This window comes from Streptomyces sp. SID13726, from assembly GCF_010548375.1.
In the GTDB taxonomy this organism is placed as follows: Bacteria; Actinomycetota; Actinomycetes; order Streptomycetales; family Streptomycetaceae; genus Streptomyces.
The window spans coordinates 1-1,066 of sequence record NZ_JAAGLY010000062.1 but is presented as its reverse complement, the minus strand read 5'-3'; the positions used below and the strand labels follow the sequence as shown (position 1 = coordinate 1,066).

The window sequence follows — 1,066 nt, the reverse complement described above, 5'->3', positions numbered from 1 at the left end:
CGCCGCGGCGGCGTCGGCTGGGTGGGCCGGGCCGGGGCGACGGGTCCCGACGACGTCCCGCCCGGCCCCGCGGGGTCGATCGACACGACCTGGCGCAGGCGGGTCCCGGCGTCGTCGTCCGGCTCCTCCTCCTGCACGTGCCCCGTGTCGTCGAGCAGGTCGATCGGCGTGACCGCGTACGACAGCTCGTTCTGCACCTGCTGGAGGGCACGGGCGAACGCGAGGACCGTCGGGTAGCGCGACCCGGGGTTCTTCGCCATCGCCGTCGCGAGCACGCGCTCGAGCGAGGCCGGCACGTCCGTGCGGCCCGTCGGGGGCAGCGGCGAGGTCTCGATCCGCGAGATGAGGTTGGCGCTCGAGTTGGACCCGCCGGGCACCTCGAACGGCGTCCGACCCGCGAGCAGCGTGTACGTCGTCGCGGCGAGCGCCCAGACGTCGGTCGCGATCCCGCTGCGCGGCGGCTCGGCGAACGACTCGGGCGGGGACCACGGGATCGACATGCCCTCGGCGCGCGCGGCGTCGTCGACCGTCGAGGAGATGCCGAAGTCCGTGAGCGCCGGGTGGCCGTACTCGGTGACGAGGATGTTCGCGGGCTTGATGTCGCGGTGCAGGATGCCCGCGCGGTGCGCCGTCTCGACGGCGCCCGCGATCTGGACCGCCGTGCGCAGCGCCTCGGCGACCGAGAGCCGCTCGGTGCGGTACCGCGCGCCCAGGTTGGGTCGCGAGCAGTACTCCATGGCGAGGTACGGGCGACCGTCGTCCGCGATGTCCGCCTCGTACATCGTGACGATCGACGGGTGGGTCGAGAGCGTCGCCATGAGGTCGGCCTCGGCGTCGAACGCCGCGCGCTGCGAGTGGCTCGACCACTCGTGCAGCAGGACCTTGACCGCGACGCGCCGGCGAGGGCGCTGCTGCTGGTACAGGAAGACGTCGGAGAAACCGCCCGAGCCGACCAGCGAGACGTACTCGAAGCCCTTGATCTCCGGCGGTGGGGACGGCGCGCGCTTGGTGCTCACCGGATCCCCTCGAACACCAGGGTCACGCCGTCGCCGAGGTCGGCGACGTC

1 protein-coding gene is annotated in these 1,066 nt (G+C 73.4%); it reads right to left on the bottom strand.

Features of this window, described 5'->3' with window-relative positions; translation table 11 throughout:
* Positions 1–1,016: serine/threonine-protein kinase (locus tag G3I78_RS46325; protein ID WP_164436535.1), on the bottom strand; the 1,016-nt coding region annotated here is incomplete at its 3' end.
* Between the last annotated feature and the right edge of the window lie 50 nt (positions 1,017–1,066).